The organism is Streptomyces sp. NPDC020379 (genome assembly GCF_044387105.1).
In the GTDB taxonomy this organism is placed as follows: domain Bacteria; phylum Actinomycetota; class Actinomycetes; order Streptomycetales; family Streptomycetaceae; genus Streptomyces.
In genome coordinates this window covers 71,186-83,931 of sequence record NZ_JBIRVR010000001.1, presented here as the reverse complement: position 1 = coordinate 83,931, position 12,746 = coordinate 71,186, and the positions used below count along the sequence as shown (strand labels likewise).

The following is a 12,746-nucleotide window of genomic DNA, read 5'->3' as shown; positions in this document are numbered from 1 at the left end:
CTTCCCAGTCCCGGCGGCAGCCCGCCACCCGACCCGGTCAGGTGGCGGGCTGCTGCTGTGTGGCGCAGTGGATGCCGCCGCCGCCCTCGGCGAGCGTGGGGATCTCCACGGCGCGCACCTCGCGGCCGGGGTGGAGATCGCGCAGGACCGCCGCGGCGCGCTCGTCGGCGCGCCGGTCGCCGAAGCGGGGCAGGATCACGGCGCCGCCGGCCACGTAGTAGTTGACGTAGGAGCCGAGGAAGTCCTCGCCCCGCTCGCCGAGCTCGGCGAGGTCCGCCTCGGGCAGGTCGACGATCTCCAGGGAGCGGCCGCGGGCGTCGGTGGCGTGCTCCAGGACCGCACGGGCCCGCTCGTGCACCCGGCTCCACACATCGGGTGCCGCGCCGGCGGGCGGGCCGCTGAGCACGACGGTGCCGGGCGCGGCGAAGCGGGCCAGGGCGTCGACGTGGCAGTCGGTGATGTCCTCGCCGCGCACGCCCTCCAGCCAGATCACCTCGGTGACGCCCAGCAGCTCCTTCAGGCCGCCCTCGATCTCGGCGCGGGAGCGGCCGGGGTTGCGGTTGTCGTTGACCAGCGAGCTCTCGGTGACCAGCAGCGTGCCCTCCCCGTCGGTCTCCAGGGAGCCGCCCTCGGCGACGAAGGGTGCCTCGATCCTGGGCACCCCGTACTCCTCCAGCAGCCGCCGGGCCACCAGGCCGTCACGGGGGTGGTCCTGCTTGCCGCCCCAGCCGTTGAAGCGGAAGTCGACGCCCGCGGGCCCGCCGTCCGGCCCGGTGACGAAGACCGGGCCCGAGTCCCGCAGCCACAGGTCGTCGACCGGCACGGCGGCGATCCCGACCGCGCCGCCGCACGCCTTGCGGGCGGCTTCCGCGTCCCCGGGGCCCGCGAGCAGCACCACCGGCTCGTACTCCGCGATCAGCCGGGCGACGGCGGCCACGTCACGCCGTACGGCCGCGGTGTACGGGCCCCAGACGGAGCCGGCCGGGGGCCAGCCCATGAAGGTGCGGACGTGCGGCAGCGACTCGGACGGCATGCGGTTCATGCGGCCATCGTGTCACCGGGGCGGTACGGCGGGCGTCAGGCCATCCAGAAGAAGACCGCCGTCATGCGCTTGTCCTCCAGGGTGCTGCCCCAGTAGCCGGTGGCGCTGTGCATCATGTTGGCGGTGTAGAGGAGCAGCCGGTTGTAGCGGTGCGGGACGCGTACGTCCTCGGTGAAGGAGTCCGGCGGGACGAAGCGGGTGCCCAGGGCGTCGACGAGGTTGTTGTGCGGCGCCGTCACCATGTTGCCGCCGAGCCTGCCGCCGGGCAGCTGCTGGCGGTAGAAGCTGGTGCCGCAGTCCTTGGGCACGCCGGGGTTGAGGTAGAGCACTGCGGCGTAGCGGCACAGGGAGCGCGAATCGGTGTGCGGGCGGGGCTCGGACTCGTCCTTGCCCACGACCTGGACGCAGTTGTGGTTGAGCGTCCCGCCGCCGGGCGCCGTCTCCTTCCAGATCCGCCGGGCGCCGGTCGCCTTGCGCACCAGCCGCTCCACGCGGTCCAGCTCGTCCGGCTCCAGCCCCGGCATGGTCCGCAGGCCGGGCCAGCTCTCGGGCTTGTGCGGATACCCCTCGACCCAGTCGTCCTTCGCGAGACAGCGCTCCCGCACGGCGTCGACGCCGGGCAGCACGTCGTCCAGCACCCAGTAGTCCCGGCCGGGGGTGGGTTTGCGGTAGGGAAGCACCGGCAGCGTCGGCTTCCGCGCGGGTTCGGGGGACATGCGGCAGACCATACGGTCGACAACTGCCAGCGTTCGCCTTGGAATTGGTCAACATAGCCCCAACTCGATCCGCCGGAGGGTGAGGGTGCCGCCACCGTGCGTGCGCCCGCCCGCGGTGATCGGCGAGGGGACCGGTTCGCATTGAGCGGCTGTGTCCGGTTAGCTTTCGACCATGACCGATGCAGCAGCTTCCCTCACCTCCGGCGCCGTCGCCGCCGGCCTCGCGACGATCACCGCGGACGGCACCGTCCTCGACACCTGGTTCCCGGCCCCCGAGCTGGTCGCCGAGCCCGGCCCGGCCGGGACCGAGCGGCTGACCGCCGAGCGCGCCGTGGAGCTGCTGGGCGAGGGTGCCCTCAAGGCGGTCGGCCCGGACCCGCGCCGCGGCGTCGAGGTCGTCGCCGTCCGTACGGTCATCGCCTCGCTGGACGAGAAGCCGCTCGACGCGCACGACGCCTACCTGCGCCTGCACCTGCTCTCCCACCGCCTGGTCCGGCCGCACGGCCAGAACCTGGACGGCATCTTCGGCCTGCTCGCGAACGTCGCCTGGACCTCGCTCGGCCCGGTCGCCGTCGATCAGGTCGAGAAGGTCCGGCTGAACGCGCGCGCCGAGGGCCTGCACCTGTCGGTGACCAGCATCGACAAGTTCCCGCGGATGACCGACTACGTCGCCCCCTCCGGCGTCCGCCTCGCCGACGCCGACCGGGCCCGCCTCGGCGCGCACCTCGCGCCCGGCACCACCGTCATGCACGAGGGCTTCGTCAACTTCAACGCCGGCACGCTCGGCACCTCCATGGTCGAGGGCCGGATCAGCGCGGGCGTCGTCGTCGGCGACGGCTCCGATATCGGCGGCGGCGCGTCGGTCATGGGCACCCTGTCCGGCGGCGGCAAGCAGATCATCTCCATCGGCGAGCGCTGCCTGCTCGGTGCCGAGGCGGGCATCGGCATCGCGCTGGGCGACGACTGCATCGTCGAGGCCGGTCTGTACGTCACGGCGGGGACGCGCGTGACGCTGCCGGACGGCGAGGTCGTCAAGGCGCTGGACCTCTCCGGCGTGAACAACCTCCTCTTCCGCCGCAACTCCACGACGGGCCGCGTCGAGGCCCTGCCGCGCTCCGGCTCCTGGGGCGGGCTCAACGAGGCGCTGCACAGCCACAACTGACGGTCACCGTCACGGGCCGACGGCGGCCTCGCAGGCCGCCAGGAGCTCCTTCACCCGGTCCGGGGCCGCTGCCCGCAGCGGTGCCCGGACCGGGCCGCCCGGCAGGCCCAGGGCACCGAGCAGGGCCTTCGCCGTGACCGTGCCGGGCAGGCCGCCGGCCATCATCGCCGTCACCAGGGGCAGCAGCCGCTGGTGGCGGCGCGTGGCCTCCGCCGTGTCGTCACGGTCGTACGCGTCCAGGACCGCCGCCACGGCCGGGCCCGCGACGTTGGCGACCGTGCTGACGCAGCCGACGCCGCCGACCGCGCGCAGCGGGAGAATCAGCTCCTCGACGCCGGAGTAGTAGGCGAGCCCGCTCCCGGCGATCACCTTCGAGCTGCCGAGCAGGTCGTAGGCGCAGTCCTTGACCCCGGCGATCCGCGGGTGCTCCGCGAGCCGCAGGATGGTCTCCGGCTCGATCCGGGTGCCCGTCCGGCCCGGGATGTCGTAGAGCATCACCGGCACCCCGACCGCGTCCGCGACCGTGCGGAAGTGCTCCTCGACGTCCTCCTGCGGCGGCCGGCTGTAATACGGCGTGACCACCAGGACCCCGTGCGCCCCGGCCGACTCCGCCGCCCGCGCCAGCGCGATCGTGTGCCGGGTGTCGGAGGACCCGACGCCGGCCGTGATCCGGGCCCGCCCGCCGATGGCCTCGGCCACGGCCCGCACCAGCGCCGACTTCTCCGCGTCCGTGGTCGTCGGGGCCTCGCCCGTGGTCCCGCTGAGGACCAGGCCGTCGCAGCCGCCCGCGCCGACGAGGTGGTCGGCGAGGCGCTGGGCCCCGTCGAGATCGAGCTCGCCGTCGGGGGTGAAGGGGGTCACCATCGCGCAGACGGTGCGGCCGAAGGGGCTGCTGGTCATCGTGTCACTCTCCGGTACTGGTGCTGTCCCCGGAGTCTGGCCCCTTCGGCTGTTCAGGTCCATTTAAATGTTCTCGTCGCAATCCCTAAGCAGCGCTACGGAGTTCGGCACGGCGTCCGCGGGGCGGACTCCCTTGCGCCGGACGCGCCCTTGGATACCCCGTCGTCCCGCCGGGAGCGGTCGGCCGGGAGGGGTGTTCGAGCGCGCCGGGGGGATCTACGCGCATCAATACCCGGATTGGTCAAGGCAGTTGTCAAGGGTGCGCGGGTGTACGGCAGCCGAGGGGGCGATGAACCGGGCGGCTCCGGTGAAAACCCGTCTACGCTTGGTCATCGCGCGCCGGGCGATCGCGGCGCGGCCTGTTTCACGACGAGGAGATGACCCCCCTGATGTCCGGAGACCGCCCGACCATGCCGCCGGTGCGGCTTCACTCCGACGCGGAGCTCGCGCGTGACGCGCTGTCCACGCCGTTGCTGACACGCGCCGCGCGGCTCGCCCGCTGGGCCGGCGAGAAGGGCGTCCCGGCCGGAGCGGGCGGTGAGCTGCTCGCCGAGCAGTTGCAGACCGCCACCGAGCTCCTGGGCCTCACCGGCGACGAGGACGGCCCGGCGTACGCCGCCGAGGCGTGGCAGCACGCGCTGGACACCGGGCTGGTGGAGGCCGCACCCGTACTCTCCGACGGGCCCGCGGACGCCGACCCCGACGCGCCCTCCGAGATCGCCACCGTGGGCGAGGAGATGGAGACCCTCACCTCCGGCAGCCCCGCCGACATCCTGGAGCTCTGGCTCGGCGGCGTGGAGACCGTCCTCGCCGACGCCGCGGCCCCCGATCTCGGCGACATCGTCGACCGGATCTCCGAGGGCGGGGACATCGACCTCGACTCCCTCGACTGGAACCCCGAGGAGGAGGCCGACTTCCTCGACGGCGTCCTCGGCAACCTCTATCTGCTGACCGCGCTGGACGAGAGCGCCGCCGAGCGCCCCGTGCCGCTGCCCGCGCTCGCCGCCTCCATGATCGTTCCCGATGACATGGACGAGCCGACCGACGACGTCCTCGAAGAGGTCTCCGACGCGATGATGCGCCTGGACGACCAGTTCCGGATGCTCGCGGCGACCGGGATCGTGGCGTACCAGCCGGTCGACGAGGCCCTCATCGAAGAGGTCGACGGCGAGGGGCACATCCGCGAGTCCGTCGACGGGGTGGACTCCGACAGCCCCGAGGACGAGGACGTCAGCCGCTACGGCCTGGTCACCCTCACCCCGCTCGGCGTCCACGCCGTACGCACCCGGATGCTCGAGGCCGGGATCGACGCCCCGGCCGTCGGCGACCTGGCCGAGGAGAGCGCCGACGTCCTCCTCGCCGCGCTGCCCGGCCACCCCGGCGCGGCCGCCCGCGCCGAGACGGAGCTGTGGCTGGCCCGCCGCGCGCCGCTCGACGCCGCCCGGGAGCTGGTCGCCGCCGCGCGCGGCGCGGACGACGAGGCGCCGCGCCGCCGGCTGTCCTGCCAGCAGACCCTCTCCCTCCTCGGCCCGGAGGCGGAGCCCGCGCTGCGCGAGGTCCTCGACGACCGCGAGCTCGGCGGCCTCGCCCGGGTCTGGCTCGCCGAGCACGGCGCGGCGGACATCCCCGAGCCCGACGAGACGATGGTCTTCTGGCTGACCGTCGACACGATCGCCGCGCAGCTGGCGGCCGACGGCGACTCGGACGAGCTGCGCGACCTGGTGACGGACCTGGTGGGCCGGCACAGCGGCTTCTTCGACTCGGCGTGGCGGGTGGACCACCCGGCGACGGCGGACGTCCTGGAGGCGATGGGCCGCCTGCACCCGGACAAGAAGACGGCCAAGGAAGCGCGGAAGGCGGCTTTCAAGGCGCGGTCGCGCCGCTGATCGTGGTGGTGGCGGACGGTTCGGCGCTGTCGCGGGGCTCCGCCCCGGGCCCCGCGACACGGCTTCGCCGCGCTGTCCTCGATCGCCGGACGGGGGGCATCGCGGACCGTGGTCCGTAGCCTGCGGCCCGCATGTGACGAGCCATGGTCCCCATCCCGGATTCCAGCCCGCGCGGCGCGGGCACCTCCGGGGGCGCCCCCGGACGGAGCCTGGGAGAGGAAGCCGGGGGAGGCGGCGGCACCGCACTTCAAGGCAGCGGGAATCACCCGCCCGCAGCGGCGTTGACACAAGGGTGACCACCGCCCGCATACGGAGCACGCCCTTCTCCGTCCTCGACCGTTCCCGCACCCGGCAGGGCCATGAGCCGGGGGAGGCGCTGCGGGAGAGCGTGCGGTTCGCGGGCGAGGCCGAGGCGCTCGGCTACCACCGGTTCTGGGTCTCGGAGCACCACAGCGTGCCCGGAGTGGCCGGCTCCGCGCCCACCGTGCTGGCCGCGGCCGTCGCCGCCGCGACCTCCCGCATCCGCGTCGGCACCGGTGGGGTGATGCTGCCCAACCACCGCACCCTGGTGGTCGCCGAACAGTTCGGCGTGCTGGAGTCCCTCTTCCCGGGCCGGATCGACATGGGCCTGGGCCGCTCCGTGGGCTTCACCGACGGCATCCGCCGGGCGCTCGGCACGGACAAGGACGCCATGGGGGACTTCGGCGCGCAGCTCGCCGAGCTCACGGCCTACTTCACCGGCGGCGCCCGCGCCCACCCCGAGGTGCACGCCCGCCCGGCGGAGGGCCTGCGGGTGCCCATGTTCGTCCTCGCCAACGGAGCGGGCGCCGAGCCGGCCGCCGAGGCGGGCGCGGCCCTGGTCATCGGCGGCCTGACCGGCGAGGAGAGGACGCTCCTGGCCATCGACCGCTACCGCGCCGCCTTCCGCCCCTCCGCCCTGCGCGAACCGCCCCTACGTCGTCGTCGCGGGCAACGTGGCCGTGGCGGAGAGCACCGAGCGGGCCCGCCGCCTGCTGATGCCGGAGGCGTGGGCGCTGGCCTACTCCCGTACGCACGGCGTCTTCCCGCCGCTGACCTCCGCCGAGGAGATCGACTCCCTGACCATGACGGACCGGGAGCGCGGCTTCTACGAGACCGGGCTGCGCGGCCACATCCACGGCACGGAGGACGAGGTGGCCGCCGCGCTCGACTCGCTCATCGAGCGCAGCGGCGCCGACGAGGTGCTGGTCACCACCGCTTCCCACGACCGGGTGGCGCTGCTCGCCTCCTACCGCCGGCTGGCCCGCCTCGCCGGGCTGCCGGCGGGGGTGTCACAGGGCCTGGGCGGCGGGCTTGACCAGGTCGCGCACCGTCCTTGACTTCACGTACTCCCCGAGGGCCGTCATCTCCCACTCGCCCGAGAACTGCCGGATGAACTTGCACATCAGCACGCCGGTCCTGGGCTCGGCCCCCGTCAGGTCGAAGCGCACCAGCTCCTCACCCGTACGGGCGTCGAGCAGGCGGCAGTACGCCTTGGCGACCTGGGTGAACTTCTGGCCGTTGAAGGAGCTGACGGTGAAGACCAGGCCGGTCACCTCGGGCGGCAGGCCCTCCATGTGCACGGTGATCGACTCGTCGTCGCCCGAGCCCTCGCCGGTGAGGTTGTCGCCGGAGTGCTGGATCGCGCCGTTGAGGATCTGGAGCTTGCCGAAGTAGCAGGCGTCGATCATGTTGCGGTCGGGGCCGTAGGCGATCACCGAGGCGTCGAGGTCGATGGCGCGGCTGCCGTACGCGGGCTCCCAGCCGAGGCCCATCCGCACCGACCGGGCCAGCGGCTTGCCGCCCTTGACGAGGGAGACCGTCTGGTTCTTCCGGAGGCTGACACGGCCCTTGTCGAGATTGATCTTCCCGGGCGCGGGCGGGAAGGCGGGCGGCGCGGCGGGGGCCGGGGGAGCGGCCGGAGCGCCCCACTGGCCGGCGGGCGGCGCCTGCGCGGGCACGGGCGGGGCGGCCGGCGGGGCGACGGGCGGCGCCGGGGCCGCGGCCGGCTCCTCCACGCTCACGCCGAAGTCCGTGGCGATGCCCGCCAGGCCGTTGGCGTAACCCTGGCCGACCGCGCGCACCTTCCACGCACCGGCCCGGCGATAGACCTCGATGACCACCAGCGCCGTCTCCGAGCCCAGCCGCGGCGGGGTGAACGTGGCGAGCACGGAGCCGTCGTCCGCGCTGCGCACCGTCGCGGTCGGCTCGGTGCCCGCGAAGGTCGCGCCCGCGGCGTCCGGGCTGGCCGTCACCACGATCTTCTCGATGCCGTCCGGCACCGCGCCGGTGTCCACGGTGATCGAGTCGGGCGTGCCGGCGGACGCGGCGCGATGGGTCACGCCCGGCCCGCTGGGCTGGTTGTAGAAGACGAAGTCGTCGTCGGAGCGCACCTTGCCGTCGGCGGTGAGCAGCAGGCCCGAGACGTCGAGCCGCACCGGTGCGGTGACGTCAACCGTCACGCGCGTGACGGCCAGTGGGATGTTCGAGCCGGGTGTCATAGCGGTCATGTCCCGGGTAACGAGTGGCCGCGCTTTGCGGTTCCATTACCGAACGTCGGATTCCCGCCCGCCGCCGTCAGGACTCCAGCGTGGGCGGGCTGTCCGTGCAGAAGGGGCCGCCGAGCCAGGCGTCACCGGGCCGCGGGCCCCCGTCCTCCGCCGCGAGCAGCTCGGCGGCGTACGGCTCCGAGTCGTCCAGCGGCTCGTAACCGAGCGCGCGGGCGCCGGACAGGTCCCACCACAGACGGGTGTTGGCGGAGCTGCCGTACACCACGGTGTGCCCCACCCCCTCCGCCGTCAGCGCGGCGTGCGCCAGCCGGGCGCAGTCGCCGGGGCTCAGCCAGGTGGCCAGCATGCGGGCGGACCGCGGTGCGCGGAAGCAGGAGCCGATGCGCAGGCAGACCGACTCGATCCCGTGCCGGTGCCAGTAGAGGGCGGCGAGGTCCTCACCGAAGCACTTGGACAGCCCGTAGAAGGTGTCCGGGCGGTGCGGCGTCGTGACGGGGACCGGGGGCGCACCCTCGGCCGGGACCGGGGTGAAGCCGACGGCGTGGTTGCTCGACGCGAGGACGACCCGCCGGACGCCCTCCAGCCGCGCCGCCTCGTAAAGGCGGTACGTGCCCTCGATGTTGGAGCGCAGGATCTCCTCGAAGGGCGCCTCCAGCGGGATCCCCGCGAGATGGACGACCGCGTCGACGCCCGCCATGGCCGCGCGCAGCGCCTTGTCGTCGTGGAGCTCGGCCGTGACGGCGCCCGGCTCGCCCTCGACCGGGCGCCGGTCGAACAGGCGCAGCCGGTGCCCGTGTCCGGGGAGCAGCTCGCGCAGGAAGGTGCCGATGCCTCCGGCGGCGCCGGTGACGAGGACGGTGCGAGAGGTCGGCATGCGGTCACGGTAGGGAGGGGGACGTACGGGGTCAAGTCCCCCCGATTGGCCGGAAGAGCATGCCTTTTCCCAGGTCAGCGGAATATCCCGGCGCCCCGCGCTGCTCCACACCGACACAAGATCCGCTCATCCTGATCCACGAGGAGCACACACATGTCGAACGGCGTCACCGCCCAGGGCACTGTCGCCAAGGGCTACGAAGCTGTGCGTGAGGAGTTCGAGGCGTCCCTCGCCGAGGAGCGCGAGGGGCACTCGGCGCAGCTCGCCGCCTATGTGGACGGCCGTCAGGTCGTCGACCTGTGGGGCGGCCCCGGCATCGAGGCCGACTCCCTCACCGGGGTCTTCTCCTCCACCAAGGGCGCCGCCCACCTCGTCGTGGCGATGCTCGTGCAGGACGGCACCCTCGACCTGGACCGGGAAGTGAGCCACTACTGGCCCGAGTTCGCCGCCGAGGGCAAGGGGCGCGTCACGCTGCGCGAGCTGCTCGCCCACCGCGCGGGCCTGGCCGGCGTCGACGGCGGGCTCACCCTGGAGGAGCTCGCGGACGACCGTGTGATAGCCGAGCGGCTCGCCGCGCAGCGCCCGCACTGGCGGCCGGGCGCCGCCTTCGGCTACCACGGCCTGGTCATCGGCGCCCTCACCGGCGAGGTCGTCCGCCGGGTGACCGGGCTGACCATGCAGGAGTTCTACGAGACGCGGATCCGCGCGCCGTACGGCATCGACTTCTACATGGGCCTGCCCGAGGACCAGGAGCACCGGGTGCTGGACACCCTGCCGATGGACCCGACGCCCGAGCAGAAGCGCGCCCTGCTGGAGGTCGCCGGCGGGCCGGAGAGCCTGAGGGGCATCGCGTTCAACCTCAACCACGCCGTGCCGACCGTGCTGGAGTCGCTGCCCAACTCCCGAGTCATCCGCGCGGGCGGCCCCGCCTCCGTCGGCGGCATGGCCTCCGCGCGCGGCCTCGCCCGGCTCTACGCGGCGGCCATCAGCACCGTCGACGGCAAGGAGCCGCTGCTCACGCCCGGTACGGCCGCCGAGTTCGCCCAGGTCCACTCGGTCGGGCACGACCTGGTCCTGCGTCAGCACAGTGCCTTCGGGCTGGGCTTCACGGCGGTCTCGGACACCTTCCCGTTCCTGGGCGGGCGGTCCTTCGGGCACAACGGCGCGGCCGGCTCGGTCGCCTTCGCCGACCCCAGCCGCGCCCTCGCCTTCGGCTACAACCGCCGCCGCTTCGCCTTCCCCGGCGGCGCGGCCCCGGAGGCGCTCCGCCTGGCCGCTGTGGTGTACGACTGCGCGTCGGCGAGCTGAGCCTTGTCCCCGGGCGCGGGCCGCGCCCGGGGACGGCGGGTCGGGTGTACGGGCGCGGGCCGGTCCGTACGACTCAAGCGGTGTGACGGACCGCGCCCGGGGACGGCGCCGGGTGTACGGGCGCCGGCCGCCCGGGGACGGCGGGTCCGGTGTTCGGGCGCGGCCCGCGCCTCCGTGTGTGCGCCGCTCCGTACGACTGCCGTCCGTCGGAGGCGTGTGACGGCCCGTGCCCGGGGGCAGTTCTCCCACGCCGACGGCCGAGGCCGCCGCTCAGCGGATCACCTTCCCCCTGAGCACCACCCGCCGCGGAGCACCCAGCACCCTGACGTCCTCGCGTGGGTCGCTGTCGTAGATCACCAGGTCCGCTGGGGCGCCCTCCTCCAGGCCGGGGCGGCCGAGCCAGGAGCGCGCGCCCCAGGAGGCCGCCGCGAGCGCGGCCGTCGCCGGGATCCCCGCCTTGACCAGCTCGGCGACCTCCTGGGCCACCAGGCCGTGCGCGAGGGACCCGCCCGCGTCCGTACCGACGTAGACGGGGATGCCCGCGTCGTACGCCGCGGCCACCGTCTCGTAGCGCCGCGCGTGCAGGCGGCGCATGTGGTCCGCCCAGCGCGGGAACTTCGCCTCGCCGCCCCGCGCGAGGGCCGGGAACGTCGCGATGTTGACCAGCGTCGGCACGATCGCCACGCCCCGCTCGGCGAAGAGCGGGATGGTCTCCTCGGTCAGCCCGGTGGCGTGCTCGACGCAGTCGATGCCCGCCTCCACCAGCGGCGCGAGGGACTCCTCGGCGAAGCAGTGCGCCGTGACCCGCGCCCCCAGCCGGTGCGCCTCGGCGATGGCGGCCTCCACCGCGCCGCGCGGCCAGCACAGCGACAGGTCGCCCGTCTCGCGGTCGATCCAGTCACCGACGAGCTTGACCCAGCCGTCCCCGCGCCGCGCCTCACGCGCCACATAGGCCACGAGGTCCTCGGGCTCGATCTCGTGCGCGTAGTTGCGGATGTAGCGGCGGGTACGGGCGATGTGGCGGCCCGCGCGGATGATCCGCGGCAGGTCCTCGCGGTCGTCGATCCACCGGGTGTCGGAGGGGGAGCCCGCGTCCCGCAGCAGCAGAGCGCCGGCGTCGCGGTCCGTCAACGCCTGCTTCTCGCTGGTGGATTCGTCGACCGGACCGTGGGCGTCGAGCCCCACATGGCAGTGGGCGTCGACGAGGCCGGGGAGCACCCAGCCTTCGAGGGTGGTGACTTCGCGTGCCCCCGCCGGGCGGTCGAAGGTGATCCGGCCGTCCACGGCCCACAGTTCGTCGCGCGTTCCGCGGTCGGGGTCGGGGCCGGTGAGCACGCGTCCCTTGATGTGCAGCACTTCGCTGTCGCTCATGGGGTCACTGTATTCGGGGCCGTGTGCGGTGCGGCGGGCCGCCGGGGTGCCACTTCGGACGCCGGTCCGTGGGCGGTATTCGATTCGGTGCGGTTCCCGGTCCCGATTTCCCTCCGGATATAAGTGAATGCAAATTCCCTGCCTTCGCCTGCCCCCATGGCCTGACCCTAAACGCGCGAATTTTATTGACGCCCGAGCGGGTGGATCTTTCTTGTGACCGACCCCACAAATCCGCCCGGAGTGTCCGGTAATAGCCGACAAATGGGTGTCGTTTCGGGGTGGCTCGCGCGCCCGCCCACTCGCGCGATAACACGTGATGCCGCCCCGGTAAAGACCGTACCCCCATGCATTTTTTGATTCACCTCGGTAAATTCACTCCGCATGACCGCCGCGCAAGCAGACCTTGTACGTGCCCGCAGTGAATTCCCGGAAATGCCGGAGGGGCTCACGCTCGACAGCCCGCGCGTCGAGGACGGGGCCGCGATCTGGCGGATCGCCCGTGACTCGAAGGCGCTGGACCTCAACTCCTCGTACAGCTATCTGCTGTGGTGCCGTGACTTCGCCGCCACCTCCGCCGTGGCCCGCGGCGCCGACGGGGAGCCGGCCGGCTTCGTCACCGGCTACATCCGCCCCGACCGGCCCCACACCCTCGTCATCTGGCAGGTCGCCGTCGACCACGCGCACCGCGGCCGGGGCCTGGCCGCCGCGCTGCTGGACGGGCTCGTCGCCCGGGCCGCCCGGGAGCTGGGCGTGCGCGGTGTCGAGACCACCGTCACGCCCGACAACACCGCGTCCAACCGGCTCTTCGCCTCCTTCGCCGAGCGCCATGGCGCGTCCGTGGAGCGCGAGGTGCTCTTCGACGGCGGCCTGTTCCCCGACGGCGGCCACGCCCCCGAGGTGCTGCACCGCATCGGCCCCCTCGCGGCCTGACCACCCCCGAGCCACCACCCCCGTCCTTC

The 12,746-nt window shown here is 73.7% G+C and carries 10 protein-coding genes and 1 pseudogene; 5 read left to right on the top strand and 6 right to left on the bottom strand.

Translation table 11 applies throughout. The features are described from left to right. Positions 1–37: 37 nt before the first annotated feature. Complete coding sequence (locus ACH427_RS00435; protein WP_398867121.1) at positions 38–1,042, bottom strand: agmatine/peptidylarginine deiminase; 1,005 nt, start codon at positions 1,040–1,042, stop codon at positions 38–40. 35 nt (positions 1,043–1,077) lie between these two features. Beyond that, the gene (locus tag ACH427_RS00430; protein WP_398867120.1) at positions 1,078–1,758 is read right to left on the bottom strand and encodes a DUF6445 family protein; all 681 of its coding nucleotides are present in this window, start codon (positions 1,756–1,758) and stop codon (positions 1,078–1,080) included. Positions 1,759–1,930: 172 nt separating this feature from the next. Between ACH427_RS00430 and dapD the strand changes: the two genes are divergently transcribed. After that, positions 1,931–2,920, top strand: a complete 990-nt coding sequence (gene dapD, locus ACH427_RS00425) for a 2,3,4,5-tetrahydropyridine-2,6-dicarboxylate N-succinyltransferase (protein WP_398867119.1) — start codon at positions 1,931–1,933, stop codon at positions 2,918–2,920. Between the two features lie 9 nt (positions 2,921–2,929). Here dapD and dapA read toward each other — a convergent pair whose 3' ends face one another. Beyond that, on the bottom strand, positions 2,930–3,820 hold the full coding sequence (gene dapA, locus ACH427_RS00420; protein WP_398867118.1) for a 4-hydroxy-tetrahydrodipicolinate synthase: 891 nt from the start codon (positions 3,818–3,820) through the stop codon (positions 2,930–2,932). Positions 3,821–4,209: 389 nt separating this feature from the next. On the opposite strand from dapA, the gene ACH427_RS00415 reads away from it, so the two are divergent. Both ACH427_RS00415 and ACH427_RS00410 read left to right on the top strand, forming a co-directional pair. Continuing rightward, on the top strand, positions 4,210–5,706 hold the full coding sequence (locus ACH427_RS00415) for a hypothetical protein (RefSeq protein WP_398867117.1): 1,497 nt from the start codon (positions 4,210–4,212) through the stop codon (positions 5,704–5,706). 292 nt (positions 5,707–5,998) lie between these two features. Continuing rightward, positions 5,999–7,064: pseudogene (locus tag ACH427_RS00410) on the top strand (MsnO8 family LLM class oxidoreductase). Here ACH427_RS00410 and ACH427_RS00405 read toward each other — a convergent pair. Both ACH427_RS00405 and ACH427_RS00400 read right to left on the bottom strand, forming a co-directional pair. Next, the gene (locus tag ACH427_RS00405; RefSeq protein WP_398867478.1) at positions 7,017–8,225 is read right to left on the bottom strand and encodes a TerD family protein; all 1,209 of its coding nucleotides are present in this window, start codon (positions 8,223–8,225) and stop codon (positions 7,017–7,019) included. The pseudogene ACH427_RS00410 and the gene ACH427_RS00405 sit on opposite strands and share 48 nt — an antisense overlap. Positions 8,226–8,301: 76 nt before the next feature. Next, positions 8,302–9,108 (bottom strand): NAD-dependent epimerase/dehydratase family protein, encoded by an 807-nt coding sequence (locus ACH427_RS00400; protein ID WP_398867116.1) that lies wholly within the window; start codon positions 9,106–9,108, stop codon positions 8,302–8,304. A 153-nt stretch (positions 9,109–9,261) separates the two neighbouring features. Here ACH427_RS00400 and ACH427_RS00395 point away from each other — a divergent pair, with 153 nt between their 5' ends. Next, complete coding sequence (locus tag ACH427_RS00395; protein WP_398867115.1) at positions 9,262–10,416, top strand: serine hydrolase domain-containing protein; 1,155 nt, start codon at positions 9,262–9,264, stop codon at positions 10,414–10,416. A gap of 270 nt (positions 10,417–10,686) precedes the next feature. On the opposite strand, the gene ACH427_RS00390 is transcribed toward ACH427_RS00395, so the two are convergent. Further along, positions 10,687–11,787 (bottom strand): amidohydrolase family protein, encoded by a 1,101-nt coding sequence (locus ACH427_RS00390; RefSeq protein WP_398867114.1) that lies wholly within the window; start codon positions 11,785–11,787, stop codon positions 10,687–10,689. Between the two features lie 381 nt (positions 11,788–12,168). Between ACH427_RS00390 and ectA the strand changes: the two genes are divergently transcribed. Then, positions 12,169–12,717, top strand: coding sequence for a diaminobutyrate acetyltransferase (gene ectA / locus ACH427_RS00385; RefSeq protein WP_398867113.1), 549 nt, complete (start codon positions 12,169–12,171; stop codon positions 12,715–12,717). Positions 12,718–12,746 lie beyond the last annotated feature (29 nt).

What these genes read in the sequence shown, in the direction of transcription:
- ectA (WP_398867113.1), top strand. Translation starts at nt 12,169, where the DNA reads ATGACCGCCGCGCAAGCAGACCTTGTACGTGCCCGCAGTGAATTCCCG.
- ACH427_RS00435 (WP_398867121.1), bottom strand. Translation starts at nt 1,042, where the DNA reads ATGAACCGCATGCCGTCCGAGTCGCTGCCGCACGTCCGCACCTTCATG.
- ACH427_RS00415 (WP_398867117.1), top strand. Translation starts at nt 4,210, where the DNA reads ATGTCCGGAGACCGCCCGACCATGCCGCCGGTGCGGCTTCACTCCGAC.
- ACH427_RS00430 (WP_398867120.1), bottom strand. Translation starts at nt 1,758, where the DNA reads ATGTCCCCCGAACCCGCGCGGAAGCCGACGCTGCCGGTGCTTCCCTAC.
- dapA (WP_398867118.1), bottom strand. Translation starts at nt 3,820, where the DNA reads ATGACCAGCAGCCCCTTCGGCCGCACCGTCTGCGCGATGGTGACCCCC.
- ACH427_RS00395 (WP_398867115.1), top strand. Translation starts at nt 9,262, where the DNA reads ATGTCGAACGGCGTCACCGCCCAGGGCACTGTCGCCAAGGGCTACGAA.
- dapD (WP_398867119.1), top strand. Translation starts at nt 1,931, where the DNA reads ATGACCGATGCAGCAGCTTCCCTCACCTCCGGCGCCGTCGCCGCCGGC.
- ACH427_RS00390 (WP_398867114.1), bottom strand. Translation starts at nt 11,787, where the DNA reads ATGAGCGACAGCGAAGTGCTGCACATCAAGGGACGCGTGCTCACCGGC.
- ACH427_RS00405 (WP_398867478.1), bottom strand. Translation starts at nt 8,225, where the DNA reads ATGACACCCGGCTCGAACATCCCACTGGCCGTCACGCGCGTGACGGTT.
- ACH427_RS00400 (WP_398867116.1), bottom strand. Translation starts at nt 9,108, where the DNA reads ATGCCGACCTCTCGCACCGTCCTCGTCACCGGCGCCGCCGGAGGCATC.